Origin of the sequence: Glycomyces dulcitolivorans (genome assembly GCF_003265355.1) — a bacterium.
Lineage (GTDB): Bacteria > Actinomycetota > Actinomycetes > Mycobacteriales > Micromonosporaceae > Glycomyces > Glycomyces dulcitolivorans.
Genome location: NZ_QFRW01000169.1, coordinates 1 through 4,538, shown reverse-complemented (window position 1 = coordinate 4,538; position 4,538 = coordinate 1). Strand labels below are relative to the sequence as shown.

Here is a 4,538-nt window from a genome sequence, read left to right as displayed (position 1 = left end):
GCCTGCGCGACGGCGGCGAGGCCGCGCTCCGCTACCTCGCCCGCCGCCTCGGCGACCGGGCCGTCCTCGACGCCGCCGCGCCCTCGGGCCCCGTCGCGCTCGCCCGCATCGAAGCGCTCCTCGCCACCGACCCCCGCGTCCCCCTCGCCGCCACCGTCAAGCCCGGCGACTGGGCCGACCCCCGCATGCTCCCGCCGGTCATGCTGCGCGGCAACGAGACCGCCCTGCCGACCGAGTCGGTCGCGCACCTCATCGCGGCCCTCGCCCTGTGGTCCCCGCGCCTGCCGTTCCCCGGCGTCGACGACTACGCCGCCCACTGCGAACCCGATTCCCTGCAACGGTTCTCGCTCGCCCTGTTCGACCTGTGGCTGCGCGCCGAAGCCCCCTCCAAGGACTCCTGGGCCGTCGACCAGCTCGGCGCCTTCGGCGACGACGCCACCGTGGCAGTCCTCGGCCCGCTCGTCGCCGAATGGCCCGGCCGCAGCCAGAACGACCGCGCCCACACCGGCCTCGAAGTCCTCGCCCACATCGGCACCGAGGCCGCGTTCACCGCGCTGCGGAACGTCGACCGCGCCTTCAAGTTCGGCAACACCACCACCGCGCGCGCCCGCGAGCACGCCGGGCGCCTCGCCGCCGCCCGCGGCCTCACCCTCGAATCCCTCGCCGACCGGCTCCTGCCCGACCACGGCGCCACCGACCCTGAGAACCTCGTGTTCGACTACGGCCCCAGGCGGTTCCACCTCGCCTTCGACCGGCTCCTGACCCCGCGCCTGACCGACGAGGCGGGGAAGGTCCGCAAGGCCCTCCCCAAGCCCGGCGTCCGCGACGACGCCGCCGCCGGGAAGGCCGCGATCCGGCGCTACAAGGCCCTCGTCAAGACCGTCGAGGACACCGCCGAAGCGCAGGCCGAGCACCTGCGCTCCGCCATGCTGAACGGCCGCGTCTTCACCCTCGACGACCTCCGCGTCCTCGACGCCCACCCCCTCACCGGCGTGTTCACCCGCCGCCTCGCCTGGCACAGCCGCGGCGCGGGCTTCCGCATCGCCGAGGACGGCGGCTTCGCCGACGTCGACGACCGCGAGTTCCACCCCGACCCGGCCGCGATCCGCCTCGCCCACCCCGCGCTCCTCGGCCCCGACACCGCCGCCTGGGTCACCGTCTTCGCCGACTACGAGGTCATCCAGCCCTTCGACCAGCTCGCGCGCCCCGGCCTCCACTTCACCGACGACGAACTGGAGACCGGCCGCCTCACCCGCTTCGACGGCCTCCAAGGCACCTTCGGCGACCTCGGCGCGCGCCTGGGCTGGACCCAGATCTACAACTCCCCGGGCGAGCCGCTCGCCTGGGTCTGGCGCCTCCAGCAGCCCGTCCCCGGCGGCTGGATCCTCGCCGACGTCGCGCCCGCCCCCGACCGGCACAGCCCCGAACCCGACCGCATCCACACCGTCACCTCCATTCGCCTCCAAGCGAACCGCAACCGCCGCCCCGACCAGGCCCGGCCGCTCCCCGGCCGCGCCCTCGACCCGGTGCCCGCCTCCGAACTCCTCGCCCGACTCACCGGCCTCATCCATCAGCTAGAAAGCAGCTCATGACCGACAACACCGCCGCGCCGCGGCTCCAGCGGCCCCCCGCCGAGCAGCGCTACGCCGAAGAGCTCGCCAAGCTCGCCGCCGAGGACGACGCCCCGCGCCCGCCCGGCTGGGCCCTGAGCCTCCAGGCCGCCCGCACGTTCATCTGCGGCGACGAGTCCCGCGGCATCGCCAAGAAGTTCGTCGGCGACCCCTCGCTCATCGACCGCGCCCTCGTCACCCTCGCCACCAGCCGCGGCCTCATGCTCGTCGGCGAGCCCGGCACCGCCAAGTCGCTGCTGTCCGAGCTCATCGCCGCCGCCGTCTCCGGCGACTCCACCCTCACCATCCAGGGCGGCGCCTCCACCACCGAGGACCAGATCGCCTACTCCTGGAACTACTCCCTCCTCGTCTCCGAGGGCCCCACCGAGCGCGCCCTCGTCCCCGCGCCGCTCCTGCGCGGCATGGCCGAAGGCCGCGTCGTCCGCTTCGAGGAGATCACCCGCTGCCCCCTCGAAGTCCAGGACTCGCTGCTGTCCCCGCTCTCGGACCGCGTGCTCGCCATCCCCGAGCTCGAAGGCGACTCGATGGTCTTCGCCCGCGAGGGCTTCAACATCATCGCCACCGCCAACACCCGCGACCGCGGCGTCAACGAGATGAGCGCGGCCCTCAAGCGCCGCTTCAACTTCGAGACCGTCTTCCCCATCGGCGACTTCAAGACCGAACTCGACCTCGTCGAGCACGAGGCCGCCAACGCCCTCGCGCGCTCCGGCGTCCCGCAGGCCCCGTCCCGCGACGTCCTCGAAGTGCTCGTGCGGGTCTTCCGCGACCTGCGCGTCGGCGACGCCAACGGCGGCCGCCCCGCGGCGGTCATGTCCACCGCCGAGGCCGTCTCGGTCGCCCACGCCGTCGGCATCAAGGCCTGGTACCTGCGCGGCGGCGTCGCCGAGGCCGGCGACATCGTCGACTGCATGGCCGGGGCCGCCGCCAAGGACTCCGCCGAGGACCTCGCGCGCCTGCGCCGCTACCTGGAGCAGAAGGCCCCCAAGCGCAAAGGCCCGCACTGGCAGTCGCTCTACCAGGCCCGGAACCTGCTGCCGGGATGATCGACCGACTGCACGTCCAGGGGGTGCGGCACCACTCGCCCGCCTGCGCCCGCCTCGTCGCCGCCCGGATCGAGGAGCTGAAGCCCGCCGCCGTCCTCATCGAGGGCCCGGCCGACTTCAACGAGCGGCTCGACGAGCTCGCCCTCGAACACGAACTGCCCGTGGCGATCTACTCGTACGCGAGCACCGGCACCTCAGTGCGCCGCTCGTGGACCCCGCTGTGCGACTACTCTCCGGAGTGGACGGCCCTCACCGAGGGCCGCCGCACCGGCGCGCAGGTCCGCTTCATCGACCTCCCCGCCTGGCACGACGCCTTCGACGGGGTCGAGAACCGCTACTCCGACGCCGAGCGCCGCTACACCGAGGCCACCGACCGGCTCTGCGCCGCCTTCAGCGCCGACAACCAGGACGCCCTGTGGGACCACCTGGTCGAGAACGCCGACGAGGACGGCCTCGCCGAGCGCCTCGACGCCTACTTCGACCTCGTGCGCGGCGAAGCCGACACCAACGGCGCCGACACCGCCCGCGAAGCCCATATGGCCCAATGGATCAGAGCGGCCCTCGCCGAGCACGACGGCCCGGTCCTGGTGGTGTGCGGCGGCTTCCACGCCCCCGCGCTCCGCCGCCTCGCCGAAGAGGGCGATCAGACCGCCCCCGAGGTCCCGCTCCCGCCCGAGGACACCGAGACCGGCGGGTTCCTCGTCCCGTACTCGTTCAAGCGCCTCGACTCCTTCGCGGGCTACCAGTCCGGGATGCCCTCGCCCGAGTACTACCAGCGCCTGTGGGAGGACGGCCCCGCCGTCGCCGCCGGCGCCCTCATGGAGCGCATCACGACCCGCCTGCGCGGCAAGGGACTCCACGTCTCCACCGCCGACCTCATCGGCGCCCGCGCGCTCACCGACGGCCTCGCGCGCCTGCGCGGCCACGCCGTCCCGGGCCGCACCGACCTCCTCGACGGCCTCGCCAGCGCCCTCATCAGCGACGACCTCGAAGGCCCGCTGCCGTGGACTCGGCGCGGGACCCTCACGCCCGGAACGCATCCGGTCGTCGTCGAGATGACCGCCGCCCTCACCGGCGAGCGCGTCGGGCGCCTCCACCCGTCCACGCCCGCGCCGCCGCTCGTCGCCGACGCGCAGGCCGAGCTGGAGCGCCTGGGCCTGGACAAGGACGGCTCGCTCCGCCTCGACCTCGCCCGACCCGGCGACCTCGCGCGCAGCCGCGTCCTCCACTGCCTGCGCCTCCTCGCCGTCCCCGGCGTGCGCCGCGACGACGGCCCCTCCGCGGGCGCCGACGTCACCGCCGAGGAGCACTGGACGCTGCGCCGCGGCGAGGACCGCCTCCCCGCGCTCATCGAGGCCGGCGCGCTCGGCGCGACGCTCGGCGACGCCGCCCAGACCGTCCTGGAGCAGCGCCTCGACCGCGACGGCGCCCTGGACGCCTTGGCCGCCATCCTCTTCGACGCCGCCCTGTGCGGCCGCGCCCACCTCACCGACCGCCTCGGCTCCGCCGTGGAGGCGGCCGTCGCCGAGTCCAGCGACCTCGACGCCGTCGGCCAGGCCCTCGCGGTCGCGCTCGCCCTGTGGCGCCACGACCACCTGTTCGGCACCGCCGGCAGCGACCTGTACGGCTCGGTCGTGGCCGCCTGCTGCGACCGCATCATGTGGCTCGCCGAAGGGCTCCACGCCCCGCCCGGCCCCGCCGACCCCGGACGCCTCGGCGCGCTCGTGGCCCTGCGCGACGCCGTCCGCCACGCCCCGGGCCTGTCCCCGGCCGCGTCCACAGTGACCAGTGCGGCCGACCGGATCGCCCTCGACCCGCAGGCCCCGCCGGACCTGCGCGGCGCCGCCCTCGGCCTCGCCTGGGC

Annotated in this window: 3 protein-coding genes; all 3 read left to right on the top strand. The window is 75.0% G+C overall.

Going from position 1 to position 4,538, the window contains the following annotated elements:
* Positions 1 to 1,592, top strand: a 1,592-nt coding sequence (locus DI269_RS13620; RefSeq protein ID WP_157974974.1) for a DUF4132 domain-containing protein, incomplete at its 5' end; no start/stop codon positions are given.
* Complete coding sequence (locus DI269_RS13615; RefSeq protein ID WP_112136723.1) at positions 1,589 to 2,674, top strand: ATP-binding protein; 1,086 nt, start codon at positions 1,589 to 1,591, stop codon at positions 2,672 to 2,674. The genes DI269_RS13620 and DI269_RS13615, both read left to right, overlap by 4 nt.
* On the top strand, positions 2,671 to 4,538 hold a 1,868-nt coding region (locus tag DI269_RS13610), incomplete at its 3' end, for a DUF5682 family protein (RefSeq protein WP_112136721.1). The genes DI269_RS13615 and DI269_RS13610, both read left to right, overlap by 4 nt.

Coding starts and splice junctions, on each gene's coding strand:
- DI269_RS13615 (WP_112136723.1), top strand. CDS start 1,589: ATGACCGACAACACCGCCGCGCCGCGGCTCCAGCGGCCCCCCGCCGAG.